At 72.6% G+C, this 23,507-nt stretch carries 22 protein-coding genes, 2 tRNA genes and 1 other RNA gene; 14 read left to right on the forward strand and 11 right to left on the reverse strand.

The genetic code is table 11. The features are described 5' to 3' along the window. Positions 1–208: 208 nt before the first annotated feature. Both GA0070560_RS15330 and GA0070560_RS29810 read left to right on the forward strand, forming a co-directional pair. Entirely contained in the window at positions 209–814 is a 606-nt protein-coding gene (locus GA0070560_RS15330) for a DUF6230 family protein (protein ID WP_091297179.1), read from the forward strand. A gap of 89 nt (positions 815–903) precedes the next feature. Next, positions 904–2,331, forward strand: coding sequence for a DUF6114 domain-containing protein (locus GA0070560_RS29810; RefSeq protein ID WP_091297183.1), 1,428 nt, complete (start codon positions 904–906; stop codon positions 2,329–2,331). Positions 2,332–2,394: 63 nt separating this feature from the next. Here the strand turns inward: GA0070560_RS29810 and GA0070560_RS15340 are convergent, their stop codons facing one another. Together GA0070560_RS15340 and GA0070560_RS15345 are read right to left on the reverse strand one after the other, a co-directional pair. Next, positions 2,395–4,065, reverse strand: coding sequence for a DUF885 domain-containing protein (locus GA0070560_RS15340; protein WP_091297186.1), 1,671 nt, complete (start codon positions 4,063–4,065; stop codon positions 2,395–2,397). Between the two features lie 52 nt (positions 4,066–4,117). Further along, positions 4,118–4,756 carry a Uma2 family endonuclease gene (locus tag GA0070560_RS15345; RefSeq protein ID WP_091297189.1) on the reverse strand — a complete coding sequence of 213 codons (639 nt, stop codon included), beginning with the start codon at positions 4,754–4,756 and terminating at the stop codon, positions 4,118–4,120. A gap of 173 nt (positions 4,757–4,929) precedes the next feature. Between GA0070560_RS15345 and GA0070560_RS15350 the strand changes: the two genes are divergently transcribed. Continuing rightward, positions 4,930–5,910, forward strand: coding sequence for a DMT family transporter (locus GA0070560_RS15350; protein ID WP_170839424.1), 981 nt, complete (start codon positions 4,930–4,932; stop codon positions 5,908–5,910). Positions 5,911–5,946: 36 nt separating this feature from the next. Here GA0070560_RS15350 and GA0070560_RS15355 read toward each other — a convergent pair whose 3' ends face one another. The 3 genes from GA0070560_RS15355 to GA0070560_RS15365 form a co-directional block, all read right to left on the reverse strand. Beyond that, a complete protein-coding gene (locus GA0070560_RS15355) occupies positions 5,947–7,017 on the reverse strand; it encodes a PHP domain-containing protein (protein WP_091297196.1) in 1,071 nt (356 codons plus the stop codon). A 73-nt stretch (positions 7,018–7,090) separates the two neighbouring features. Further along, a complete protein-coding gene (locus GA0070560_RS15360) occupies positions 7,091–10,060 on the reverse strand; it encodes a glycosyl hydrolase (RefSeq protein WP_091297199.1) in 2,970 nt (989 codons plus the stop codon). A 160-nt stretch (positions 10,061–10,220) separates the two neighbouring features. Further along, positions 10,221–10,967 carry a M23 family metallopeptidase gene (locus tag GA0070560_RS15365; protein ID WP_091297201.1) on the reverse strand — a complete coding sequence of 249 codons (747 nt, stop codon included), beginning with the start codon at positions 10,965–10,967 and terminating at the stop codon, positions 10,221–10,223. 79 nt (positions 10,968–11,046) lie between these two features. Here GA0070560_RS15365 and GA0070560_RS15370 point away from each other — a divergent pair, with 79 nt between their 5' ends. The 4 genes from GA0070560_RS15370 (at position 11,047) to GA0070560_RS15380 (ending at position 12,992) form a co-directional block, all read left to right on the forward strand. Further along, entirely contained in the window at positions 11,047–11,433 is a 387-nt protein-coding gene (locus GA0070560_RS15370) for a hypothetical protein (protein ID WP_091297204.1), read from the forward strand. Between the two features lie 73 nt (positions 11,434–11,506). Next, positions 11,507–11,674 carry a hypothetical protein gene (locus tag GA0070560_RS28735; RefSeq protein ID WP_170839425.1) on the forward strand — a complete coding sequence of 56 codons (168 nt, stop codon included), beginning with the start codon at positions 11,507–11,509 and terminating at the stop codon, positions 11,672–11,674. A 117-nt stretch (positions 11,675–11,791) separates the two neighbouring features. Continuing rightward, positions 11,792–12,319, forward strand: coding sequence for a tRNA adenosine deaminase-associated protein (locus GA0070560_RS15375; RefSeq protein ID WP_091297208.1), 528 nt, complete (start codon positions 11,792–11,794; stop codon positions 12,317–12,319). 205 nt (positions 12,320–12,524) lie between these two features. Beyond that, entirely contained in the window at positions 12,525–12,992 is a 468-nt protein-coding gene (locus GA0070560_RS15380; RefSeq protein WP_091297686.1) for a nucleoside deaminase, read from the forward strand. A 55-nt stretch (positions 12,993–13,047) separates the two neighbouring features. Here the strand turns inward: GA0070560_RS15380 and GA0070560_RS15385 are convergent, their stop codons facing one another. From GA0070560_RS15385 to deoD, 3 genes are all read right to left on the reverse strand, one after another. Further along, positions 13,048–13,515 carry an acyl-CoA thioesterase gene (locus tag GA0070560_RS15385; RefSeq protein ID WP_091297211.1) on the reverse strand — a complete coding sequence of 156 codons (468 nt, stop codon included), beginning with the start codon at positions 13,513–13,515 and terminating at the stop codon, positions 13,048–13,050. Further along, the gene (locus GA0070560_RS15390) at positions 13,512–14,153 is read right to left on the reverse strand and encodes a TetR/AcrR family transcriptional regulator (protein WP_091297214.1); all 642 of its coding nucleotides are present in this window, start codon (positions 14,151–14,153) and stop codon (positions 13,512–13,514) included. The genes GA0070560_RS15385 and GA0070560_RS15390 overlap by 4 nt, the downstream gene beginning before the upstream one ends. Positions 14,154–14,270: 117 nt before the next feature. Next, positions 14,271–14,978, reverse strand: coding sequence for a purine-nucleoside phosphorylase (gene deoD / locus GA0070560_RS15395; protein WP_091297218.1), 708 nt, complete (start codon positions 14,976–14,978; stop codon positions 14,271–14,273). 75 nt (positions 14,979–15,053) lie between these two features. Between deoD and GA0070560_RS15400 the strand changes: the two genes are divergently transcribed. From GA0070560_RS15400 to GA0070560_RS15410, 3 genes are all read left to right on the forward strand, one after another. Next, positions 15,054–15,140 (forward strand) — tRNA-Ser (locus GA0070560_RS15400). Positions 15,141–15,310: 170 nt separating this feature from the next. Beyond that, complete coding sequence (locus tag GA0070560_RS15405; protein ID WP_091297221.1) at positions 15,311–15,877, forward strand: hypothetical protein; 567 nt, start codon at positions 15,311–15,313, stop codon at positions 15,875–15,877. A gap of 145 nt (positions 15,878–16,022) precedes the next feature. Next, complete coding sequence (locus tag GA0070560_RS15410; protein ID WP_091297225.1) at positions 16,023–17,660, forward strand: FG-GAP repeat protein; 1,638 nt, start codon at positions 16,023–16,025, stop codon at positions 17,658–17,660. A gap of 152 nt (positions 17,661–17,812) precedes the next feature. On the opposite strand, the gene GA0070560_RS15415 is transcribed toward GA0070560_RS15410, so the two are convergent. From GA0070560_RS15415 to GA0070560_RS15425, 3 genes are all read right to left on the reverse strand, one after another. Next, the gene (locus GA0070560_RS15415; RefSeq protein ID WP_425412654.1) at positions 17,813–18,307 is read right to left on the reverse strand and encodes a hypothetical protein; all 495 of its coding nucleotides are present in this window, start codon (positions 18,305–18,307) and stop codon (positions 17,813–17,815) included. Between the two features lie 32 nt (positions 18,308–18,339). Continuing rightward, the gene (locus GA0070560_RS15420) at positions 18,340–18,954 is read right to left on the reverse strand and encodes a hypothetical protein (RefSeq protein WP_091297230.1); all 615 of its coding nucleotides are present in this window, start codon (positions 18,952–18,954) and stop codon (positions 18,340–18,342) included. Positions 18,955–19,174: 220 nt separating this feature from the next. Beyond that, positions 19,175–19,259, reverse strand: a tRNA-Ser gene (locus GA0070560_RS15425). Between the two features lie 82 nt (positions 19,260–19,341). Between GA0070560_RS15425 and ffs the strand changes: the two genes are divergently transcribed. The 4 genes from ffs to recR all read left to right on the forward strand — a co-directional run bounded on the left by ffs (position 19,342) and on the right by recR (position 23,356). Continuing rightward, positions 19,342–19,431, forward strand: an RNA gene (ffs, locus tag GA0070560_RS15430) — signal recognition particle sRNA small type. 107 nt (positions 19,432–19,538) lie between these two features. After that, positions 19,539–22,337: a DNA polymerase III subunit gamma and tau gene (locus GA0070560_RS15435; RefSeq protein ID WP_091297234.1), complete on the forward strand. Its 2,799-nt coding sequence runs from the start codon at positions 19,539–19,541 to the stop codon at positions 22,335–22,337. Positions 22,338–22,445: 108 nt separating this feature from the next. Then, positions 22,446–22,754, forward strand: a complete 309-nt coding sequence (locus GA0070560_RS15440; protein WP_231933697.1) for a YbaB/EbfC family nucleoid-associated protein — start codon at positions 22,446–22,448, stop codon at positions 22,752–22,754. A gap of 8 nt (positions 22,755–22,762) precedes the next feature. Beyond that, on the forward strand, positions 22,763–23,356 hold the full coding sequence (gene recR, locus GA0070560_RS15445; RefSeq protein WP_088976521.1) for a recombination mediator RecR: 594 nt from the start codon (positions 22,763–22,765) through the stop codon (positions 23,354–23,356). Positions 23,357–23,507 lie beyond the last annotated feature (151 nt).

Below are 23,507 nucleotides of genomic sequence, written 5' to 3' on the forward strand. Positions count from 1 at the left end.
TCTGCCGCACCCTCCGTGCGTGCTCGCTGCGCGACCGCGGTCCGGAAGTTACGGGACCGTAAGTGGGGTCTTGTGACCCACGCCTCAGTCGGTGCACCATCACTGCGCACGTTCGTTACTCGCCGGTAACAGATGTCGCGGCCCGGCCCGGCATCCCCTCCCCGCGGCCACACCCCGAAGCGCACCGCCCCCACCCAGGAGGAAACCCGTGCAGGATCGGATCGACAACCCGGGGCGTACCCGGTGGCGGCGTTTCGCCGCGATGATGGTGCCCGCGACCGCCGCCGTCGGCGCCATCCTGTTCGGCATGCAGTCCGGCGCGATCGCCGCCGACGTCACCGTCTCCGGCCAGACCTTCAAGATCGCCGCGGACCGCCTCGAGGGCGACGGCTTCAAGCAGTACGGCGGGATCGTCAAGGAGAAGAACGGCAGGACCCACCCGGTAGCCCTCTCCGAGATCGACAGCGCCAAGCTCTACAAGCTCTGCCAGTCCGTCCGGGCGGACCTGCCCGGCCTGCCCGTCGTCCTCACCATCAACGCGGGCGACGACGATCCGGCGACCGCCCGGGACCTGCTGATCGCGATGGACACCCTGGAGGGCAACGCCACCTTCAGCAACATCAAGATCGGCCGGGACGCCACCGACCTGAACCCGTCGGCCCGGGCCGGGTCCTTCGGCCAGAACAGCGAGAAGGTCAACATCACCGGCCTACGGCAGGTCTCCCGCTACACCACCGCCGCCACCTTCAACCTGACCGGCCTGCGACTCAAGGTCAACGTCGGGGAGGACGCCAAGGGCAAGGAGTGCTTCTGAGCTGACCCCGGGCCCGTGGCGGGTGACCGCTGCGGGGCCGGCACCCCGCGTCCCCTCTCTCCCCGTCCCCGCTCCGCCAGGAGGAGTACGTGACAACCGCCGAAGCGCCGCACGCCCCCGCCGGTGGCCTCACCCGGGCATGGCGCGGATTCCGCCGCTGGCGGCGGAGCCGACCCTTCTGGGGCGGCCTGCTCACCGCGCTGGCCGGGGTGGAGATGTTCGCCTCCACCAAGATGACGATCAACGGGCTCAGCTTCGCCAGTGGAGCGACCGGGCTCTACTCCCTGCTGATCCCGGTCATCCTGCTCACCTGCGGGCTGCTGCTCTGGCTCAGCCCGGGGCAGCGGCTCTTCTACTCGATCGTCGCCGCCGTCACCACGATCTACTCGCTGATGGGGCTCAACCTCGGCGGCTTCTTCGTCGGCCTGCTGCTCGGCCTGGTCGGCAGTGCGCTCGGCTTCGCCTGGACGCCGACCGGGCCGGCAGCGACCGACCCCGCCGCCGGGGACCCGGCCGTGCCCCGGCAGCACGCCGGGACCGCGTACTCCCCGACGGAGCCCGTGGCGGGCGGTGCGCCGGCACCCCGGAGCGCGGCCCCGGCCGGCGGCGACGCCGATCAGCCCGCCGGCTCGCGTGACCCGGGCTGGTTCGCGGTGGCACTGCTCGTGCTCGGTCTCGCGGTGAGCGGGCTCGTCGCGCTCCGGCCGTCGGCCGTGCAGGCCGCGCCGGCCGTCCCCGCCACGCCCACCCCGACCGGCACCGCCTGCGCGACCCCGCAGGCCCGGCCGGCCACGCCCGCCCCGTCGCCCAGCCGGAGCACGCCGGCCGGCCCCAGCCCCACGCCGTCGCCGGAGCCGACCGAGGACGGGAACATCATCATCGACTTCTTCCGGGGGATCGGCGACCTGTTCACCGGTGGCCGCCGGGCCGAGCCGAGCGCGACACCGTCGGCCGGCCCGACGCCCGGGGCGAAGGCCAACCCGAGCCCCACGCCGACCCGCCGGGGGAGCAGCACCTGCACCCCGGCGAAGCCCGGCCGGTCGGCGAGGGTCGAGCCGGGCAGACTGATGCCGCGTATCGCGCCGGAGCCCGGCCAGCCGAAGGTCGCCGAGCGCCCCTCCAGGCTGACCGGCTCGAAGGTGACCATGACCGGCCTGCGGTTCGAGGGGATCGTCGACCTGCCGACCGCGAACGGGACGCTCAAGGCGCTGAAGTTCAGCATGGCCAAGGCGGTCACCGACGACTTCACGCTGGTGGCGGACGGCCCGGCCGGCCGCCACCAGCAGTACGTGACCGACCGGCTGACCGTGCAGGGCGACGTGGCGTTCTACGCCGCCCGGTTCTCCGGCAAGCTCCTCGGCATCAGGATCACGCTGACCCCGGACCTGCCGTTCCCGGACGGCCTCCCGATCACCTCACCGATCCCGATCACCTTCACCGACCCCGAGATCGACCTGGCCTTCGTCGACAGCGACACCCTGACCGCCCGGCCCGACCTGCGGCTCAGCGTCCCCTGACCTCCGTCCCACCACCACAGGTGACCGGGGGCGGGTCGTCCCGCCCGCCCCCGGTCCCACAGCTCAGAGCCGGGCCAGCGCCCTGCGCAGCGGGTCGAGCCCGAGCGAGCCGAGATCCAGCGCCTGCCGGTGGAACTCCTTGAGGTCGAAGTCGGTGCCCTTGCGGGCCTTCGCCTCCTCCCGGGCCTGCAGCCAGATCCGCTCGCCCACCTTGTACGACGGCGCCTGACCCGGCCAGCCCAGATAGCGGTTCAGCTCGAAACGCAGGTTCTCGTCCGGCACCCGGCAGTGTGCCCGCATGAACTCCCAACCCAGCTCCGGCGTCCACCGCTCCCCCGGGTGGAAGCCGAACGGGTTGTCCTTCGGGATCTCCAGCTCCAGGTGCATGCCGATGTCAACGATCACCCGGGCGGCACGGAACGCCTGCCCGTCGAGCATGCCCAGCTTGTCGCCCGGGTCCTCCAGGTAGCCCAGCTCGTCCATCAGCCGCTCGGAGTAGAGCGCCCAGCCCTCGCCGTGCCCGGAGACCCAGCAGAGCAGTCGCTGCCAACGGTTGAGCAGCTCGGCGCGGACGGCGGTCTGCGCGACCTGGAGGTGGTGACCCGGCACGCCCTCGTGGTAGACGGTGGTCACCTCACGCCAGGTGGAGAAGTCGGTGATGCCCTGCGGCACCGCCCACCACATCCGGCCCGGCCGGGAGAAGTCCTCGCTCGGGCCGGTGTAGTAGATCGCGCCGTCGCTGGTCGGGGCGAGGCAGCACTCGATCCGGCGGACCTGCTCCGGGATGTCGAAGTGGGTTCCGTGCAGGTCGCTGATCGCCTTGTCGGCCAGCGCCTGCATCCAGTCCCGGAACGCCTCCTTGCCCTGGATGGTCCGGGCCGGGTCGGCGTCGAGCGCCGCGACGGCCTCGTCGATGGTCGCGCCCGGGCCGACGATCCTCCCGGCCGCCGCGGCCATCTCGGCCTCCAGCCGGGCCAGCTCCGCGAAACCCCAGGCGTACGTCTCGTCGAGGTCGACCTTCGCGCCGAGGAAGTACTGCGAGGCCAGCTCGTACCGCTCCCGGCCGGCGGCCTGCTTGTCCCGCCCGTGCGGCGCCAGCTCGGTACGGAGGAACTGGCCGAACTCCGCCGTCGCGGCGGTGGCGGCGGCCGCGCCCCGACGCAGCTCGGCGCCGAGCGTGCCGTCCGCGCCCAGCCGCTCGACCAGGCCGTGGAAGAAGTCGTCGCCGTCCGGGTCGGTCCACACGTCGCACTGCTTGGCCACCTCGACCAGTTGCACCTTCGAGCTGACCCGGCCGGCGGCGGACGCCTCGCGCAGGGTGGTCTTGTAGCCCTCCAGGGTCGCGGCGAACCGGTTGAGCCGGGCGGCGATGTTCGCCCTCGCCTCGTCCCCCTCGGTGGGCATCAGGTCGAATCCCATCCGGATCTCGTGCAGCCCGCTGGCGATCACGTTGACCTCGCTGGTCACCTCGCCGGCGTCGTACCGGGCGAGGTCCAGGCCGAGGCGCTCCTGCATGGCCTCCTTGGCCGTCCGCTCCGCCTCGGTCTCCGGTTCGGTGACGTCGAGGTCGGCGAGGGTGCGCCGGGTCAGCTCGGCCCGGGCCTCGTAGCCGGCGGGGGAGAGATCGTCGAGCTGGTCGTCGTAGCCGGAGATGCCGACGTAGGTGGCGCCGGTCGGGCTCAGCGGGGCCCAGTCGGCCACGTAGCGGTTCGCGAGGTCATCGATTCGTCCCACGGTGCGACCCTACGTGACGCACCGGCCCGGATGTCGACCGTGTTTGGCGTGTTCAGGGCAGCAGTCGCGCCGGGGCGAAGTCGATCGGAAAGGGGGCGCGGACGCGCAGCCGTTGCCCGCCGACCGCCCTTGCGGCCGGTGCCCAGCCACCACCGTCGGTACGTCGGAACAACTCGGCCGTCATCCGGTGCGGTCGCCGGTCCAGCGCTACCCGGAGGAACCACGGCACACCCGCCTCGGCGCACCGCCGCCGTCGGTCCACCCGATCGACCCGGTCCTCGGCCGGCTGTGGACCGGCTCCTCGACGAGCGGGCGGGGCCCCGCGCCGGACGAACTCCACCGCCATGGTGCAGAGCGCGGCCGGCACCCAGCGTTCCTCCTCGTCGGAGGCGGGAAGGGTGTGCAGGACGGTGACGTCCGGCTGGATCCAGCAGGTGGGGGAGAACGTCAGGTTGACCCGCCCGAACACGTGCCGGCCGGTCGCCTCGGCCGCCGGCACGAAGGCGCTGGCCAGGCCTGCCATGGCGATGCTCTCGGTGGCCGGCGGGAACGGCCTGACCATCAGCCGGCCGTCCACGCACTCGTGGCGGGCGCCGGCCAGCTCCCCGACCCGCAGGTGGCGTTCGGCCCGCTGGATCGTCCACCGGCCGTCCAGGTCGGGAACCGGCTCCACCCCGCGCGTGAGCAGCATCAACCGTGACACCTCCCGGCGGATCAACGAGACGGCGGCGCGGGGGTTCCGGGTCGGGCCACGGCAGCAGTTCCGCCCGGGTCGGAGTTCGCGGCACGGGGGTGACTGTGGCGGTCGACACGGCGTCCGAATATCGCGGGACTTCGTCGTACCCCTGGGGCAGAGTGTCAGGGGTGACAGCCGACACCACTCCTGACAAGGCGGCGCTGCGCAGCTGGCTGCCGGGTTTCGTCGCCCTCGCGGCGATCTGGGGTTCGAGTTTCCTCTTCATCAAGGTGGGCGTCGAGGAGCTGCACCCGCTGCACCTCACCCTCTACCGGGTCGCCACCGGCGCGGCCACCCTGCTGGTGGTGCTCGCCGTGCTGCGTGACCGGCTGCCCCGCGAGCCCCGGGTCTGGGCGCACCTGGTGGTGGTCGCCGCGTTCGGGGTGTCGGTCCCGTTCACCCTCTTCGGCTTCGGTGAGCAGCGGGTCGAGTCGATGCTCGCCGGCATCTGGAACGCCACCACGCCGCTGATCGTGCTGCCGCTGGCGGTGCTGGTGTTCCGTACCGAGCGGCTGACCGTGCGGGCGGCGGTCGGTCTGGGGCTGGGCTTCCTGGGTGTGCTGGTGGTGCTCGGCGTCTGGGAGGGCGTCGGCGGCGCGCACTTCGTCGGCCAGCTGATGTGCTTCGGGGCGGCGGCCTGCTACGGCGTCGCGATTCCGTACCAGAAGAAGTTCATCGCCGGCAGCGCGTACTCCGGTCTGTCGCTGTCGGCGGCGCAGCTGCTCGTGGCGACGGCGCAGCTCGCGGTCGTCGGGCCGCTGGTGGCCGGTGCGCCGCCGGTCCCCGCCGACCTGTCGCTGCCGGTGCTGGGCAGCGTGGTCGCGCTCGGCGCGCTCGGCACCGGCCTGGCCTTCGTGATCAACCTGCGCAACATCCGGGTGGCGGGAGCGAGCACCGCCTCCACCGTGACCTACCTGATCCCGGTCTTCGCCGTGCTGATCGGCGCGCTGGTGCTCGGCGAGCGGCTGAACTGGCACCAGCCGGTCGGTGCGCTTGTCGTGCTGCTCGGCGTCGCGGTGGCCCAGGGCCTGATCGGCCGCCGTCGGCCCCGCCCGACCGTCGGCGCCGGCGCTCCCGCCGTGCCGGCCGTCGAACCCGTGGCCCGCTGACCCGGGCGAACCCGGGCCGGTCGGGACGCGGCCGGGTCACCGGCGGGTCGTGGCCCATCTGACCAGGCGGTCGGCCTTCCAGGTGTTGACCACCCGGTCGGCGGGGACCCCGCAGAGCGCCGCCCGCTCACAGCCGAAGCGCTGCCAGTCGAGCTGGCCGGGGGCGTGGGCGTCGGTGTTGATCGCGAACCGGCAGCCGGCCTCCAGCGCCCGCCGGATCAGCCGCTTCGGTGGGTCCTGCCGCTCCGGCCGAGAGTTGATCTCGACGGCCACGCCGTGCTCGGCGCACGCGGCGAAGACGGCGTCCGCGTCGAAGTCGCTCTCCGCCCGGGTACGCGGCCGGTGCGCCCGGTCACCCGGGCCCTTCACCCCCGCCGGTCGGGACGCCACCATCCGCCCGGTGCAGTGACCGAGGATGTCCAGGTGCGGGTTGGCGATCGCGGCCAACATCCGGCGGGTCATCTTCGCCCGGTCGTCGTTCAGGCCGCTGTGCACCGAGCCGACCACCACGTCGAGGCGGGCCAGCAGTTCCTCGTCCTGGTCCAGCGAGCCGTCGGCGAGGATGTCCACCTCGATGCCGGTGAGGATGCGGAAGCCCTTCGGCAGCGCCTCGTTGACCGCCGCCACGTGGTCGAGCTGCTTGCGCAGCCGGTCGGCGGTGAGGCCGCGGGCCACCTTCAGCCGGGGTGAGTGGTCGGTCAGCACCAGGTACTCGTGACCCAGCTCGACCGCGGCCAGCGCCATCTCCTCGATCGGCGATCCGCCGTCCGACCAGTCCGAGTGGGTGTGGCAGTCGCCGCGCAGCGCGGTGCGCAGCGCGGTCGCCGCCGCGTCCAGGTCGGTGCCCTCGGTGGCGACCAGCCGGCGCAGGTAGACCGGCTCCTCCCCGGCCAGCGACTCGACCACGCACCGGGCCGTGACGTCGCCGACCCCGGTCAGCTCGGTCAGCTTCCCGGCCCGGGCCCGCTCGGCGACCTCCGTCGGTGGCATGCCGGACAGCGTGTTCGCCGCGGAGCGGAACGCCCGTACCCGGTAGGTGGCCTCGTTGGCCCGTTCCAGCAGGAAGGCGATCCGGCGAAGGTCGGCGACAGGGTCCCGCGCGGTCATGCCCTGCAACCTACGCGTCCGCGCCGCCGGTCGGGGTGCGACCGGCGGCGCGGACTGGTGGTGGTGCGGCGGATCAGGCGTACGGGAGCTTGACGAACGACTGGTCACCGATGCCGAGGGTGGTCGGGTTGACGCCGATGGCGGACCAGACCTCCACCTTCACCGTGCCGTTCGACAGGTTGCCCAGCGTGCCGGTCGAGGAGAGCAGGCCGACGTTCTGGGTGTAGTGCTCGTAGCCGGGCACCGGGTCGGTGGCGAAGTAGCGGTACGTCTCCACCCGGTCGAAGGTGCCGTCGCCGGTCAGGTCGTAGGAGACCCGGGCCTGCACCCCGTTGCCGACCGCCTGGTTGGCGTCGAGGAACAGGTCGAACGTGGTCTGTCCCCCGGCGTAGGTCATGTCCAGGCCGGTCGAGGTGAACACCAAGGGATTGTGCGGAGTTCCGTCCCGGTTGGCGCCGCCGGCGCCGGCGACCGTGACGGTCGACGGGGTGCCGGCACCCGCGAGTCCCCCGGCGGGGAGCAGGTAGCGGGTCGGCGAGTCGCTCGGCGGCGTGCTGGTCTCGCTCGGGTCCGGGCTCGGGCTGGTCTCGGACGGGTCCGGGCTCGGGCTGGTCTCGCTCGGGTCCGGGCTGGGGCTGGTCTCGGACGGGTCCGGCGAGGGCGAGCCCGTCGGGTCGATGCCGCCGTTGGCGTTGCCACCGCTCCAGGTGTGCGCCCCCTTGGTGGCGGTCTTCCCGGCGGCGACCGTGAGGCTGGTCCCGTCGGAGAAGGTGACCGTCAGCGGCGTGGCGGTGATGTTGCTCGCCACGTAGGTGCGGGACCCGTTGCGGTTGAACACCGTCGCCAGCGGGTGGTTGGCGGTGATCGACGTGTCGGGCTGGCCCAGCGCGGCGAGGTTGCGGATCCAGTGGAAGGTGTGTGCCCGACTCTCGCCCTCCTCCGGGGTGTACCCGGGGTTGGCCCGCAGCTTGGACAGTGCGGCGTCCGGGTCCCCGAGGGCCAGGAACTGCCAGAGGATGTCCCGCCACACGGTGGGTTCCCCGCCGTTGTTGCGGACCAGTTCGGCGTAGTTGACCTTGTTGTAGTCCGGGTTGTAGCCCATGTACAGGTGGCCGCCGGTGACCGGGAGCATGTTGATGCCCTGGATCATCTCCGGCTCGGCGCTGAACCAGGTGGCGTACGCGCCGCCGTCACCCCAGACCATGCCGACCGTGGAGTGGCCGAAGCCCTCCGGGAAGTTCTCGTCGTCGGCGTCGAACCAGTACTCCTGGATCGCCGCCGCCTGGGTGGTGTAGATGAAGACGCCCGCGTCGCGTACGGCGGTGTTGCCGGTGGCCTGACCCCACTGGATCAGCGCGTTGGCGAAGTTCATCCCCTCCGACGAGGACTCCTGGTTGTTGCCGGCGTGGAACGAGCCGTGCCCGGAGGCCCAGTCGTGACCGGCGTAGATGTCGAAGTCACGCAGGTAGGGGAAGCGGGTGTCGCTGCGGCTGTAGTTGTTGGCGTCCCGGATCAGCAGGTCGACCATGCCGCCGTACTGGTCCTGCCGGGCCCAGGACGGGTCGAACTTGGCCAGGGTGGCGGCGGCGGCGATGAAGTAGCCGTAGTGGAAGTGGTGGTCGTTGAGCTCCAGGTCGGATCCGTACGACGCCGGGTAGCCGATCAGGGTGCCCCAGTTCTCGTCGTAGTAGAAGATCCGGGCGGTCTTCCCCGGCGCCGCGGTGAACCAGTCGTTGAGCGTGGTGCGGATGGCGTTCAGCGCGACGGTACGGGTCTCCGTGTCACCGACCAGGTCGGCGATCTCGGCGATCCGGGCGGCCCGGCCGAGGCCCTTGCCGGTCCAGTAGGTGTCGCCGCCGCGGGCGTCCATCGGGTTGCCCCGCAGCGCGGCGAGCTGGTCCTTGAGCTGGGCCAGGTCCGCGCCGCTGCCGGTGCCGACGGCGGGCAGTTCGGGCAGCACACCGTGGTACTTCATCGAGGTGCGGAACTCGCTGACCCCGGCGAGCACCTTCATCCGGCCACGGGCCGACGGGTAGGTCAGGGTGAGCGGGGTGGACCCGGTCAGCGCCTTCCACTGGTGCGGGTAGAGGCTGACCACCGTCTTCGTGGTGGTGCCCTGCTTGGCCTCGGTGGTGAAGCCGTACGTGGTGTTCACCGTGCCGGACGCCTGGTTGTAGGCGTACGAGACGCGGGTGCCGGTGATGTGGGCGTGCGCGTGCTGGCCGTAGGTGGCGGCCAGTTCGGCGCGGACGGTGGCCTCGGTCGTCGGCGTGGTGGGCAGCAGGGCGATGGAGAAGTAGCCCTTGCCGGCCAGGTTGGAGGTGATCCGTCCATTGCTGACCGACCAGCTGGCACCGGTGGGGGCGTAGGCGACGTAGTCGTGGCCCTTGATGGTGAAGCCGATGGTGGAGCCGCTGTTGGACCAGACCGTGGGGCTGCCCCCGGTCGGGTTGATGTTCGCCTCGCCGCCGCTGGTCTCGAAGTACGAGAACGGCAGGCCGTGCCCGATGGTGGCGCGCATGGTGCGGACGCCGTCGCTCCAGTACGGGCTGACCGTCCAGTCGCTCCAGTCGTCGACCTTGACGATCGGCACGCCGAGCGCGGTGACGCCGACCCGGAAGTCCTCCGAGTACGCGTACTTGAACTCGCCCACCCCGGTGGCGGTGCCGCTGATGGTGGGGGTGGAGGTGGCCGAGAAGCCGAGGCCGTCGGTGAACGCCTGGTACGACAGGGGGTGCGCGTGCAGCGGCTCGCTGAAGGAGCAGTTGGTCTTCTTCCACAGCAGGGACGACCACCAGTCGTTGGTGGGGATCGGCCCGGCCGGCGCGTTGGCGGTGGCGAACTGTCGGGGGTTGGTGGACATCTCACCGCAGCCGGTGGGGAGCGGTCCCACCCGGTCGGTGGTGTAGCTGCCCGCGCCGACGGTGGCAGCTTCGGCGGTGCCGGTGGCGGCGGTGAAGGTGAGGCCGGCAACGAAGACGGCGAGTGCGGTGGTGGAGGCGAGCACCCAGGGGGTGCGGCGGTGTGGGACGGGAGGTTTCATCTGTCCTCCAGCGCGCCGGGATACGGGGTCGGCCGCGCAGTTCGTCGGAATCAGGGAGGTTTGTTACGTGAGAGAGCGCTCTCTCTGAATCGGACGTTAACTGAGTCACAAGCCTTTCGTCAATGTGTCCCTCAGATGACGGAACCGTTGCCGGGCCTGCTCAGCTGGCGCGCGGGGCCCCTGGGCAGCCGTGTTCGCGCTCCCACGTGGTCACCTCCGCGACCGGTGAACGGTTGCCGCCCCGGCGCCAGGAGTCCAGGTACTTCGCCGGCCAGACGACCCCGCGCCGGATCCACCAGTCGTCGTGCCCGGTGCACTTCGGCGACAGGCCGAAGTGGAGGTGACAGACGTTGTTCGCGTTACCCGTCCGGCCCACCTCGCCCAGCTGCTGCCCGGCGCGGACCCGAACCCCGGCGTCCACGCCCGGGCTGATCACGCGCAGGTGCGAGCCGTAGTACCGCACCCCGTCGTCGCCGAGCAACGACACCGACAGCCCGCCGTTGTACGGCCCCCGTGGTCCCCGCTTGTCGAACCGGTCGACGCGGCTCACCTCCAGGACCGTCCCGTCGGTCACCGCCACCACCGGCTCGCCGCAGTCGGCGAAGATGTCCGCGCCCGGGTACGTGGAGTGGGTCGGGTGGTAGGCGACGTCGTCCGCGCGTACCGGGAAGACCCGCCGGGCCGGCGACCGGCTCGGCGACGGCGAGGTGGCACGCGGCGTCGGGCTCGCGTCCGTCGCCGCCGGCTGCGCCGCGGTGGCCGGCCCGCCCGGCGTGTCCCACACCGCGCTCGGCCCTGCCGCCGGCCGGTCCCCGCCCGCGCAGCCGGCCAGCAGCGCCGGCACGAGCAGCAGCAGGACCGGGTACGCCGACCGGCTACGACGGCGGCCGATCGATCGCGAGGACATCCGGCAATCCTGACAGACCGATACGGTGGGACGGTGCCCGAGGAGCACCGGGACCCGTGGACGGGAGCAGTGACACCAGATGGACGGTCAGCCCGCGTACCCCGCCAAGCCGGCGGCCGGCCAGTTCCTGGCGCGTACCCCCTCGGGGTTGTTCCCCTCCGGGCCGCCGCGCCGGCCCACCTGGCGCGAACCGCACCCGGTGACCGGCGGAGGAGTGGCCGCAGGCGCCGCTCTCGCCGCCACCTGGCTGGCGCTGTTCGGCCTCCTCGGCCGGGACGTCACCGGCTACGCCTGGTGGACCGTGGTCGCCGGTGGGATCGCCTGGCTGGCCGCCCTGGCCCTGGCCCGTCACGGCGACCGGGGCGTCGCCACGGGGGTGGCGATCGTCACAGCGGGTGGCTGGAGCATCGCGTTCGCGGTCGTGCTCGTCCGCTGGGCCACCAGCGCGGACTGGCCGATGTGGTGACGTCCGGTGAGGGGTCCACTCCGTTTCGAACGCCATCTTGACGTACCCGCTGTGACTGGGGACGCTTTCCGGCATGGCCTGGACCACCCCGCGGCTCGACCCTGAGCGCAGCCGTCGCCGCCTGCAGATTCTCTCCGAGCTGGCGGGGGCCCGCGCGGTGCGCAAGCGCGAGCGGCCGCAGCGGGAACGGACCGAACAGCTGCGCCAGCTGATCGCGACCCGTCGCCGCGTCGCGGGCTGAGCCGACTTTCCTCCAATGACCCGCCCTTCGGGGCGTTGACCGGTCGCCTGCCGACCCGACCGGTTAACGTGCACGCGTAACGAGTCGGCGAGCTGTGCCGAGGCCATTGGGGGAACCGTGTCGTACTTCGCTGCCGCCGTGGTGCGCGTCGAGGGCGGCTGGACCGCCGCAGAGGTGAACCTGCGCGGTGCCACCGACGTCGACGACGTGGCCGACCGACTGCGCGACGTCGAGCCGGACGCCGACCTCTCCCTGCTCTTCGTCGAGGCCGACGACACGTACCTGGTGATCCTGCGGCTGGACGAAGGGGAGGACCTGCGGATCTTCGGCTCCGACTCGGCGTACGCCGAGGAGTCCCGCCTCGGGGCGCTGCTCGTCGGCGACCTGAAGACCTCGGTCACCGGGCTGGACGACACCGAGGAGACCCGGTCCGCCACCGGTGGCGGCGAGGAGAGCGAGCAGCCCGCGGTGGACCCGGAGGCCGACCCGGTCGGCGACGCGGACATCCTCGCCGACCTGGGCATCTCCGCCCAGAAACTGCTCCGGCTCTGCGCTCACGAGGGGATGCTCCCGGCCGACGTGACCGCCGAGGTGTGCCAGGTGCTCGGCTGCGCCGACGAGGTCGAGGAACTGCGTGAGGTCTGAGCCGTCGTCGGGCGGGCCCGAACTCTCCGGCGGTGGGTCGCCGCTGGCGGGCGCCGCCGAGCCGGCCGATGCCACCGACCCGGCCCTGGGGACCGTACGACCGGGACAGCCCGCCCCCGGCGCGGTCGGGCGGGTCGGCCCAGGGGCCGTCGAGGGGCTGGCCGGACCGGAGGGGCCGGGTCGCCGGCAGCGGCACGAGCTGTGGATGCGCCGGGCGCTGGAGGTCGCGGTCACCGGCCCGGACCTGCCGGCCGTCGCCGCCCCGACGGGCGGCGGGGGTGGCGTGCCGGTCGACGACGTGCCGGTCGGTGCGGTGGTCTACGGCCCGGACGGCACCGAGCTGGCGGTCGGACGCAACGAGCGTGAGCTGACCGGGGACCCGACCGCCCACGCCGAGGTGCTGGCGCTGCGCCGGGCCGCCGAGCGGCTCGGCCGCTGGCGGCTGGACGACTGCACCCTCGTGGTGACGCTGGAACCGTGCACGATGTGCGCGGGCGCGCTGGTGCTGGCCCGGATCTCGACCGTGGTCTTCGGCGCGTGGGAGCCGAAGACCGGGGCCGCCGGGTCGCTCTGGGACGTGCTGCGCGACCGCCGGCTCAACCACCGCCCCGAGGTCTACGGCGGGGTGCTGGAGGCGGAGAACGCCGCCGTCCTGCGGGCCTTCTTCCGCTGACCGTGCCGACGTTCCCGGTCGGCCGGCGCACGGACCCCGGCCGGCCGGTGCCGCCTCAGGCCGGGGTCGCGGCGGGACGCAGCAGGGTCGCGGCCACCGCGCGGGCGGCATCGGTCCACCGGGTGGGCCGCAGGGTCGCCGGGTCGAGCCGGACGATCGCCCGCCGGCCCTCGGCGTGCACCGTGCGGCCGTCCGGCGAACGGAACTGGTAGCCGTACTCGGCGCTGCTGGTGCCGAAGTGGTCGAGCCAGAAGTGCACCGCCACCGGCCCGGTCCCGGTGATCGGGGCGCGGAAGGTGATGGTGAACTCGCGGACCGCGTGGAACACGTCGGGGGCGCTGGCCGAGCCGCCCCGGAAGGAGATCCCCCGGGCGGCCCAGTACGGCGACAGCGCGCGTTCCAGCAGTACCGCGTACCGGGCGTTGTGCAGGATGCCGAGGGCGTCGAGGTCGTCGAAGTGCACGGTGACGTGCTCGACGTGACCGAACTCGACGGCGGGCGGGTCGATGACGGTGTGGGTCACGGGAGACCACCTTCCGGTAGCAGGGTGGGATCGGGGCACAGCGCCCGCAGGCGGTCCAGCAGACCCTGGCGGGCGTGCCGGTAGGCGGTGTCGGGGTCCAGCAGCCGCGAGCGCATCGCGGCGGCGATCCCGAGGGCGTCGATCTCGTACGCCAGCTGTGACACGTCGGTGCCGGCCGGGATTTCACCGGCCTCCACGGCCTCCCGGACGAGCCGTTCGAGGAACGCGGTCCACCGGCCGAACACCTCGGCGAGCCGGTCCCGGACCGGACCGGGACGGGCGTTGTACTCGAAGTCCGTGCTGGCGAAGAAGCAGCCGCCGGGGAGCACCCGGGCGGCGTAGAAGTCGATCCGGGCCTGGTGCAGCGCCCAGAGTCGCCGTACGCCGGCCGGGGCGCGCAGGCCCGGCCCGACGATCCGCTCCTGCCACTGCTCGACGGCCCGGTCGACGGTGGCGAGCTGGAGCGCCTCCTTGGACCGCCAGTGCGCGAAGAGACCGGACTTGCTGACGCCGAGGGTGTCGGCGAGTCGGGCGAGGGAGAGCCCGTCCAGACCGACCTCGGTGGCCAGCACCACGGCGGCGTCCAGCGCGGCGCTGCGGGTCCGGTCGCCACGCGCGAGGCGTCCGTCGACTGTCATGGGCAGAGACTAATAAATAAGCACGACCGGTCGTATAGTTTTATGGGGTGACCGTGGTCACCCTTACGGAACGGCCCCGCCGTCCAGGACGAACGGCGGGGCGGCGGGGCCGGCGGCTCAGGCGACGACGGTGTCCAGGGCGATCTCGACCATCTGGCCGAAGGTCTGCTCGCGCTCCTGCGACGTGGTCTTCTCGCCGGTCTTGATGTGGTCGCTGACGGTCAGGATGGTCAACGCCCGCGCCCTGAACCGGGCCGCGATCGTGTACAGCGCCGCGGACTCCATCTCGACGGCCAGCACGCCGTAGTCGGCGAGCGCGTCGTAGAGGTCCGGCCGATCGGTGTAGAACGCGTCCGCCGCCAGGATCGGGCCGACGTGCATCCGGATGCCGCGCCGCTCGGCCACCTCGACCGAGGTACGCAGCAGGCCGAAGTCCGCCACCGGCGCGTAGTCGATCAACCCGTCGAAACGCACCCGGTTCATGTTCGAGTCGGTGGACGACCCGATCGCGGCGACCACGTCACGCAGTTGGAGATCCTCGGTGAGGGCGCCGCAGGAGCCGACCCGGATCAGGGTCTTCACGCCGTACTCGTTGATCAGTTCGTGGGCGTAGATCGAGGCGGACGGCATGCCCATGCCGGAGCCCTGGACGGACACCTCGACGCCGTTCCAGCGGCCGGTGAAGCCCAGCATGCCCCGGACCGTCGAGTAGCACGTGGCGTCCTCGAGGTAGGTCTCCGCGATCCACTTGGCCCGCAGCGGGTCGCCCGGCATCAGGACCCGCTCGGCGATCTCTCCCGGCTTCGCGCCGATGTGCGTACTCATGGCGAAGATCCTGCCAGGCCGACCGGGGGGATACCGGTTCGGCATCCGAACCCGAGGTCCTGTACCCTCGTCGGCGGTGGCGTGTCCGAGTGGCCTAAGGAGCACGCCTCGAAAGCGTGTGAGGGTTTACGCCCTCCGCGGGTTCAAATCCCGCCGCCACCGCTCGTGAACAGCGAGAACGCCCGGTCGATCCGCGAGGATCGGCCGGGCGTTCCGCTTGTGGTCTCAGTTTCGGTCCCCCGACGATGAGATCCGCTCTCAGGGGCGGCGAAGCCCACGCGCTACCGGTATCGTCCGCTGTCACGCCATGGACCGTACGGGGAGGGGCGCCGGTGTCGTCCGAGGTCTTGTTCTTTTCCGGGGCTGTGGCTGTGCTCTTGGCGGTTGCTGTACTCCTTGGCAGGGTGCTGGCCAAGCGGCATCGCTGGAGACTTCCGCCCTTGGTGGGAGCCCTTGCCGCGTCGGTGACGGTGTTGACGGTGATCACGGGGCCGCTCGGCGCCCGTTCGCTGGCGGCGGTGCTTGCCGCCCTGCTATGGGGGGCCGTCCTTCTGGTCACCGTCCTCTTGGTGACGCGCTCACACTCACGCCTTGCAGGCGTGGTCGGCGTGGTCGGTGGACTCATCGCGATTCACGCGGCGATGGTCGCGTTTGTGGTGGTGAGGTTTAGCGCGACCGAGGCCCCCCGGGAGTACGCTCTGCTGTGGTTGCCCGCCGCACTGACGGGCGCGGTGAAGAAACTGGGTGAGCCGGGCAGCGGTGCCGATACGCCGCTGTGGGTTCGAATGTCTCAGGACGCCGGCCTGTTGCCGATGTTGGTGGTCTTGTTGTCGGGCTTTGCCGTGTCCTATGTGGCACGCCGCGGGGCCCTCGTCCGCGCTGCCGACATTCAGGTCTGAGCTTCTAACGGATCCACCGTTCGGCGTACGCGGCCACCCGGACGGCGGACGACCCACCCATTCACCCAGTTATCGTCGTCCGTCCATGCCTTTACCGTGTCGGGGCAGTCCACGACGAGCGGGGGTTTTGGTGGGCCGAAGAACCATGAGTGTGTCGCTGGTGGCGGTGCTGGCCGGGCTGGCGCTCGGCGCTCCCGCCCGAGCGGCGGACGACGTCCAGGTCATCACGAGAGACGGCGTCGTTTTGCAACACCACCGGGTGGCGAAGGCGACCACGCCGGTGCGAGGGAACGGGGGCACCCGTTCCGACTTCGACGGCGACGGCGTCGACGACCTCGCCGTCAGCAGTGAACCCATGAACTACGACCTGCCGCATGGTGCGACAGGTCTGGTCGTGGTGCGGTACTCCTCCGCGCCACAGGTCGACTACCTGATCGGCGGCCAGTCGCCGGAGGGTGGTAGCAGCGGCTTCGGCTCGGCGGTCGTGGCCGGCAACTTCAACGGCGACCGGTACGACGACCTGGCGATCGGCAACATGGACGAGGTGGATCCGGGCAACAAGGCGCACGCCGGCGGGGTCTGGGTCATCCCGGGGAGCAGCGTCGGACTGCTGGTCGGCGCGGCGAAGCACTTCAACCAGAGCTCAGCCGGTGTCCCGGGGGCGTCGGAGAACTACGACTGGTTCGGCGCGTCGCTGGCGGCCGGCGACATCAACGGCGACGGTCGTGAGGACCTCGCCATCGGCGCGTACGGGGAGGCGATCGGGACGAAGACGGCCGCCGGCTCGGTCACCGTCCTCTACGGCGGGTCGACCGGTCTCACCACCACCGGTGCCCAGTACCTCCAGCAGGACCAGGCCGGGGTGCCCGGTGCGGCCGAGCGCGACGACTACTTCGGCTACTCGCTGGCGATCGGCAATGTCGACAACAACCGCTACAAAGACCTGGTGATCGGCGCGCTCCGGGAGAACGACGGCGTGTCCTACCACGGCAGCGGGATGGTCACCCTGATGTGGGGTTCGCCGACCGGGGTGTCGTCCACCGGTGCCACCTCGGTCACCGGCGCCGCGGTGTACGGCGCGGCCGGGGGAGGCGACGTCATCGCCTGGCACCTGGGCGCGACGCTCGCCGTCGGCGATGCGAACGGTGACGGGCTGGGCGAGGTCGTGGTCGGCGCGCCCGGTGCGCAGACCCCGCACCTCAACGGCGGCCTGGTCGCGGTCTTCACCGGGCGTACCGCCGGGTTGTCCGGCACCGAGGTCCGGATCTTCACCCAGTGGACCGCCGGGGTGCCGGGGACGCCGGAGAACGACGACCACTTCGGCGCGTCGTTGGCGACGGGTGACGTGACCGGCGACGGAAGGGCGGACGTGCTGGTCGGTTCCCCCGGCGAGGAGGTCGGCCCGACCGGCCAGGCGGGCGTGATCACCCTGCTCAAGGGTTCCGCCGCCGGGGTCACCGGTAGCGGCGCGCAGGCGTTCGACCAGAACCACGCCGACATCCCGGGCACGGTCGAGCGCGGTGACCAGTTCGGCAAGTCGGTCGCGGTGCTGAACCTCGACGACACCGGTCCGCTGGACGCCGTCGTGGCCTCGCCCGGTGAGGAGGTGGCCGGCGACACGCCCGGCTACGCGTCCGGTTCGATGGTCACCTTCCACGGCTCCACCGGCGGGCTCGTGCCGCAGTTCGTCTCGTGGAGCGGGGGCAGCCTGCGTACCGACCGGATCTGGCCGATGGGGTACGGCAAGCGGGTCGCCGGGCCGCAGAGCGGCGGCGGTTTCTGATCGGCGGCACCGTCGACACGCAGACGCCCGGCCGGTCCTGACGGGCCGGGCGGGCGTTTCCGCGTGCAGGACCTGTTCGGCGGGGTCCGGCGGGACCACCGTCAACTGGTGGTCCCGCCGGGCCGGAGCCTCGGGTCGGAGGCCGTCGGGGCTCAGCAGGGGCCGTAGCCCTCGTCGAAGAGGCGGCGGGCCCAGTCGGCGTACCCGGCGATGATCTCGCGTACGGCGGTGCCGTCGTGCAGGAAGAGGTACGCCCGGTCGCCGTCGCGGGCGAGCAGCCCGTGGAACCGGTAGGTCCCCTGTGGAGCGGCCAGCGGGGCGGCGTAGGGGTAGCTGGCCCGTACCGCGTCGACCGGGGTGCCGACGGTGATCCCCTCCGGGGTGCTCATCGGGTCGTCCAGCCAGAGCAGCACCAGCCGGTCGTCGACGAAGATCGGGCTGGCCGACTCGTGCCCGGTCAGCGTCGGTCCGCAGGCGTCGACGTCGGCGCGCAGCACTCCGCGTCGGGCCAGTTCCTGTTCGGTGTCGCCGAACTCGGCGTCGCCGAGGCCGTGCAGACCGACCACCTCGGTGGCGCCGATCGGCCGTGCGGGCATGTTGGGCCCTTGTGGACGGACACCGCTGCCGGAGATCGAGGCAGCCGTCAGCAGCGCCGCAATGAACAGGAATTGTCGCAATTTCATGGAAGCCCCCAGTCCCCAACGGAACCAGGGCGTCCAGGTTGCTGCTGATCGCCGGATTGCTGCTCTTCCCATTCCTCGGCCAGCTCGTCCCAGTAGTCGGCGGAGAGCCCGCGCCGCCCGTGGGTCAGCCAGCCGGCGGTGTTCCGTTCCAGGTGCAACCCCAGTTCGGCGAAGGGGTCGATCCACCGGCCGGGTTCCGCGCCCAGCCGGGCCAGCGCCGCGTTGATCGGCCAGTCCGGGCGCGGAGACTCGAAGCTGTCGTCGTAGCGGGGGCCGAAGGTGACCCGCCCGTGCAGCCAGACCGCGGCCGCCTGCCGTCCCAGCCCGCCGGCGAACTCCGCCTCCAGGTACGCCACCGGCCCCTGCCGCGACCAGCGGGCCAGCAGCCTCTCCAACGCGGGCGAGAGGACCAGCTCGAACGGCTGCGCGGCGGACGGCTCGCCCGGGGTGAAGTCGGGCAGCCCACCGGTCAGCTCCTGCACCAGCTGCGGAGTGACCGGCAGCAGCGCGAAGTCCTGGCGGAGCGCGGCGAGGACCGCGTGGTCCAGGTCGACGGTCTGCTCGCGCAGCAGCTCGACGTCCGCGACGACGGCGCTGAGCTGGTAACTCATCGGATCCCTCCGCCGTCCACACCCTGTGGATGGAACATGTGTACGACGGGTTTTCCGCCGTCGATCAGGGCACGGTACCGGGACCGGGGCCGCAGGGGGGTGGTCAGGCGGGTAGGAACAGGGCAAGTGAGACGACGACTGAGACGAGAGCGACCGTAGAGACGACGGAAGGGCCGGTCCCTGACGGGGCCGGCCCTTCCGTTTGTCCTGCTCAAGCGAGCGGAGGATACGAGATTCGAACTCGTGAGGGTGTTAACCCAACACGCTTTCCAAGCGTGCGCCCTAGGCCTCTAGGCGAATCCTCCGCGAGCCAGAATACAGGTCTCCGCCCGGCCGGCCACCCCACCACCCCCTGAAGATCCACGCGACGTCGGGTAGGGTTGGCGGTACCTCCCGTGCGGCGGTATCTCGTGAACCTCCCCAGGGCCGGAAGGCAGCAAGGATAAGCGAGCTCTGCCGGGTGCACGGGAGGCCTTTTCGTCTCCGGGCGCCGGTACCGTACCTGCGGGTCAGGTCACGGGGTGGTGGGTGGTCACCCGCGCCCGACCGGCGCAGAATGGCTCGGTCGAGAGGAGGCGGTACGGGTGGCACTGGCCCTTTACCGCAAGTACCGGCCGCGCACCTTCGCCGAGGTCATCGGGCAGGAGCACGTCACCGAGCCGCTGTCGCAGGCGCTGCGCAGCGGGCGGCTCAACCACGCCTACCTCTTCTCCGGTCCCCGCGGCTGCGGCAAGACCTCCAGCGCCCGGATCCTGGCCCGCTCGCTCAACTGTGAGCAGGGCCCCACCCCGGAGCCGTGCGGGCAGTGCGGGTCCTGCCGGGAACTGGCCACCGACGGCGGCTCGATCGACGTGCTGGAGATCGACGCGGCCAGCCATGGCGGCGTCGACGACGCCCGTGAGCTGCGCGAGAAGGCGATCTTCGCGCCGGCCCGGAGCCGTTTCAAGATCTACGTCATCGACGAGGCGCACATGGTCTCGTCGGCCGGCTTCAACGCCCTGCTCAAGCTGGTCGAGGAGCCGCCGGAGTACGTCAAGTTCATCTTCGCCACCACCGAGCCGGAGAAGGTCCTCGGCACGATCAAGTCGCGGACCCACCACTATCCGTTCCGGCTGATCCCGCCGAAGGTGCTGCGGCCGTACCTGGAGCAGCTCTGCGAGGCCGAGGGGGTCAAGGTCGAGCCGGCGGTGTTCCCGCTGGTGGTGCGCGCCGGCGGCGGCAGCGCCCGGGACAGCCTCTCCGTGCTCGACCAGCTGATCGCCGGTGCCGGCCCGGAGGGTGTCAGCTACGCCCGGGCCGCCGCGCTGCTCGGCGTCACCGACTCGGCGTTGATCGACGAGATGTGCGACGCGTTGGCCGCCGGGGACGGCGCGGCCGCGTACGCCACCGTCGACCGGGTGGCCGAGGCCGGCCACGACCCGCGCCGTTTCGCCTCCGACCTGCTGGAGCGGCTGCGTGACCTGATCGTGCTCCAGCAGGTGCCGGACGCCGCCGCCAAGGGCCTGATCGACGGCCCGGCGGACCAGATCGAGCGGATGGCCGCCCAGGCCCAGCGGCTCGGCCCCGGGACGCTGTCCCGCTGCGCCGACATCGTGCACAACGGCCTGGTCGACATGCGGGGCACCACCGCGCCCCGGCTGCTGTTGGAGCTGATCTGCGCCCGGATGATGCTGCCCGGCGCGGACGACTCGACCGGGGGCCTGCTCCAGCGCCTGGAGCGGATGGAACGCCGGCTCACCCTGGGTGGTGTCGAGCTGCCGTCGGCCGCCGCCGGCTCCGCGTCGGCCGCGCCCGCTTCCGGCGTACGCCAGGAGCCTCCCGCCCCGCCCGCGGCTGCCGCCGCGCCCGACCCGGAGACCGCCGGCACGCCGGCGGCTGCCGCCGCCCCGTCCGGGGTGGCCGCCGCTCGCGCCGCGGCCGCCGGTGCCCGTCCCGTGCAGTCGCCGGCCGACCCCTCCCCGGTCTCCGCCGGCCCGTCGCCCGCACCTCGTCCCGTGCCGCCGTCGGCGGTGATGCCCGACCCGGCCACCCCCGCGCCGCCCCGCCCGGGTTCCGCCCCGCCGGGCGCGCTGGACGCCGTCGCGGTACGCCGGGTCTGGCCGGACGTGGTCGGCAAGGTCAACCGGACCAACAAGCGGATCGCCGCGCTCATGCGGGACGCCGTCGTCCGGGATCTGGACGGTGACGCGCTGGTGCTGACCGTGAAGTCGTCGGTGCTGGCGAAGATGATGTCCGACAACGCGCAGGTGCTCACCGACGCGCTCTACGAGGAACTGGGCGGGCGCTGGCAGATCCGCTGCGAGGTGGCCGGCGAGCGCGGTGGCGTCTCCCTCGGTGGTCCGGCCCGCTCCGCCGCCCCGGCCCGACCGGCGTCCCCGCCGCCCGCGGCCCCGGCCGGGGCCGGCCCGGCTGCCGACGGCTCGGCGCGACCCGGCGGCGGTAGCTCGTCCGTCACCCCGGCCGGGTCCGGCCGGAGCGCTGCGGACGCCTCGACCGGCGGCGGTCGGCCCGGCACGTCCGGCAGTCCGATGAGTGGCGGCCGGCCCGGCACGCCCGACGGTCCGACGGGTGGCGGCCAGTTGGGCGCGGCCGGTGGCGATCCCGGCCCGACCGGCGCTGTCGGTGGCGGTCAGCCGGGCGTGACCGGCGGCCCGACCGGCTCCGGCGGCGCTGCGGGTGGCGGGCAGGGTGCGGGTGCTCCGGCGGCCGGTGGCACGCCGCATCACGCCGGCTCCGCCGGGCCGGCAGCCGGCCCGACCGCCTCCGGCGGTGGCTCCGGCCACTCGGGTGCCCACGGCACGGGCCCGAACGCCTCCTCGACGGCCCGCGCCGGTTCACCGGGCGGCGCGGACGAGGACCAGGGCTGGCCCGAGCCGGCCCGCCCCGGTGGCGGGGCGGACTGGCCCGAGGCGGCCCGTCCGGGGGGTGCCGCCCCGGCCGGCGCCACCGACGACTGGCCGCAGGCGGCCCGTCCGGGCGGTGCCACGGCCACCGCGACGGCCGCTCCCGCCGTACCGAAGCCGGCCGGACCGGCGACGACGCCGGCCGCGCCGGTGAGCAGCGCGATCGCTGCGGCCCGGGCGGCTGCGGCGGCGGCCGGCGGCGGCAAGGCCCAGCGGACCGCCCAGCCAGCGCGCCGGACCGCCGACCCGGACTGGGCCGGTGAGCCGCCGTACGACCCGGACTACGACGGGCCGCTGCGCGGCGGGGGTCGTCCCGAGCCGGCGGCGACCCCGGCGTACGAGGGGTTCGACCCGGGCGACGAGCCGCTGGACGACGTGATCGACGAGCGGACCGCCCGGCAGTCCAGCGAGGAGCAGGCGGTGGCACTGCTCCGGGAGGCGTTCGGCGCCGAGAAGATCGACGAGGTCGACGCGCGCTGAGCGGGTGCCGGTCGACGAGGACGGGTGCCGTCGCCCGACTAGGCTGGGCGCGGCCGAGCAGACGAGTGCGAGAAGGAGCCATCCGTGCGCCCAGGTGGACAGCCGAACATGCAGCAGATGCTGAAGCAGGCGCAGAAGATGCAGCAGCAGATCGCCAAGGCCCAGGCCGAGCTGGCCGAGGCCGAGCTGACCGGCACCGCCGGCGGTGGCCTGGTCACCGCGACCGTCTCCGGCGCCGGTGAGATCAAGTCGATCAAGATCGACCCGAAGGCGGTCGACCCGGAGGACGTCGAGACCCTGGAGGATCTGGTCGTCGCTGCCCTGCACAACGCCGCCGAGGCGGCCCGGGAGCTGACCGAGAAGAAGATGGGCCCGGTCGCGGGCGGCATGGGTGGCCTCGGCCTGCCCGGGTTCTGAGCCGTCAGATGTACGAGGGCGCCATCCAGGACCTCATCGACGAGCTGGGACGGCTGCCGGGCGTGGGCCCGAAGAGCGCCCAGCGGATCGCCTTCCACGTCCTGTCCGCGGATCCGGCGGACGTCAACCGGCTGGCCGGCGCGCTGCGCAAGGTCAAGGACCTGGTCCGGTTCTGCACCACCTGCTACAACGTCGCCGAGTCCGAGCAGTGCCGGATCTGCCGCGACCCGCGCCGCACCGACGAGGTGCTCTGCGTGGTCGAGGAGCCCAAGGACGTGGTGGCGATCGAGCGGACCGGTGAGTTCCGCGGGCGCTACCACGTGCTCGGTGGGGCGATCAATCCGCTGGAGGGCATCGGGCCGGACAACCTTCGCATCCGCGAGCTGATGACCCGGCTCGGCAGCGGGACGGTCCGCGAGCTGATCCTGGCGACCGACCCGAACACCGAGGGCGAGGCGACCGCCACCTACCTGGCCCTGATGGTCAAGCCGATGGGGATCGCGGTGACCCGGCTCGCCAGCGGCCTGCCGGTCGGCGGCGACCTGGAGTACGCCGACGAGATCACCCTCGGCCGCGCGTTCGAGGGGCGTCGCGCGATCTGAGGTGACCGTCGTGCAGGGGTCGGCCGCGTACGCGGCCGACCCCTGTCGGGCGTCTGCGGGGGCAGGGCCCGGGTCCGTCGAGAGCCCTGGTCCGTGCCGTCGTGCGCATCCCGGTTCGGGTCGACGCGGACCGCAAATGATCTGACACCTG

Source organism: Micromonospora halophytica (assembly GCF_900090245.1).
GTDB classification, from domain to species: domain Bacteria; phylum Actinomycetota; class Actinomycetes; order Mycobacteriales; family Micromonosporaceae; genus Micromonospora; species Micromonospora halophytica.

Coding starts and splice junctions, on each gene's coding strand:
- GA0070560_RS15345 (WP_091297189.1), bottom strand. CDS start 4,756: ATGCTGCTCACGCGCGGGGTGGAGCCGGTTCCCGACCTGGACGGCCGG.
- GA0070560_RS15355 (WP_091297196.1), bottom strand. CDS start 7,017: ATGACCGCGCGGGACCCTGTCGCCGACCTTCGCCGGATCGCCTTCCTG.
- GA0070560_RS15360 (WP_091297199.1), bottom strand. CDS start 10,060: ATGAAACCTCCCGTCCCACACCGCCGCACCCCCTGGGTGCTCGCCTCC.
- GA0070560_RS15365 (WP_091297201.1), bottom strand. CDS start 10,967: ATGTCCTCGCGATCGATCGGCCGCCGTCGTAGCCGGTCGGCGTACCCG.
- GA0070560_RS15370 (WP_091297204.1), top strand. CDS start 11,047: ATGGACGGTCAGCCCGCGTACCCCGCCAAGCCGGCGGCCGGCCAGTTC.
- GA0070560_RS28735 (WP_170839425.1), top strand. CDS start 11,507: ATGGCCTGGACCACCCCGCGGCTCGACCCTGAGCGCAGCCGTCGCCGC.
- GA0070560_RS15380 (WP_091297686.1), top strand. CDS start 12,525: ATGCGCCGGGCGCTGGAGGTCGCGGTCACCGGCCCGGACCTGCCGGCC.
- GA0070560_RS15390 (WP_091297214.1), bottom strand. CDS start 14,153: ATGACAGTCGACGGACGCCTCGCGCGTGGCGACCGGACCCGCAGCGCC.
- deoD (WP_091297218.1), bottom strand. CDS start 14,978: ATGAGTACGCACATCGGCGCGAAGCCGGGAGAGATCGCCGAGCGGGTC.
- GA0070560_RS15410 (WP_091297225.1), top strand. CDS start 16,023: ATGAGTGTGTCGCTGGTGGCGGTGCTGGCCGGGCTGGCGCTCGGCGCT.
- GA0070560_RS15420 (WP_091297230.1), bottom strand. CDS start 18,954: ATGAGTTACCAGCTCAGCGCCGTCGTCGCGGACGTCGAGCTGCTGCGC.
- GA0070560_RS15440 (WP_231933697.1), top strand. CDS start 22,446: ATGCAGCAGATGCTGAAGCAGGCGCAGAAGATGCAGCAGCAGATCGCC.
- recR (WP_088976521.1), top strand. CDS start 22,763: ATGTACGAGGGCGCCATCCAGGACCTCATCGACGAGCTGGGACGGCTG.